This window comes from Neptuniibacter sp., assembly GCF_024231755.1.
GTDB lineage: Bacteria > Pseudomonadota > Gammaproteobacteria > Pseudomonadales > Balneatricaceae > Neptuniibacter.
The window spans coordinates 1-552 of the sequence record NZ_JAAEQH010000170.1; the positions used below are offsets into that span (position 1 = coordinate 1).

A 552-nucleotide genomic window follows, 5' to 3' on the forward strand; every position below is an offset into this window, starting at 1 on the left:
AGTTTCCCGATGACAGTTGCGCGGTCAGTACAGGCTCGCAAGGGGCTGCATTAGCTCCCAACACTAACTGGCTGGCGGAACTAAGCAGGCCCAAATCGTTAATACAAACAAAAGTACCAGTTACCTGAACTACACGCATCTTGTTACGGAAAATCACTCCACAAAACCGCCTATGTCCCACCGTTCCGGTGAGACCCAGATGGGACAAATGAGAACCGGAAACCTCGCACCTATGCTTCACCCCTCGGAGAAGCCCAGGCGCTTCACACCACAAACCAAAAGAACAATAGCCTACGTTTACTAACGACAGTTCACTTTACGCGAAAGAAAGCAGAGCAAAAACGAAGACCAACCGTCTCTGAGTTTACTCCTTGAACACTCTAATTACAGATCTGCGGATGATGAGCCGAATCAAACAAATCAACAAAAACTCATTATGAAAGAATGTAAGAATTATCAACGAAGCAATCACATGGTCATCGAGCGCCGGCGATTGGCCAGTTTGGGAAAACTGACGAATCGGGAAGGCAGGGAAGCGAAGAGCCTCGTGTA

Annotated in this window: 1 protein-coding gene; it reads right to left on the bottom strand. The window is 48.0% G+C overall.

The window, feature by feature from the left end; translation table 11 throughout:
* Positions 1-364 precede the first annotated feature (364 nt).
* A partial coding sequence (locus tag GY843_RS09125) for a hypothetical protein (RefSeq protein ID WP_297308795.1) occupies positions 365-552 on the bottom strand: 188 nt, incomplete at its 5' end.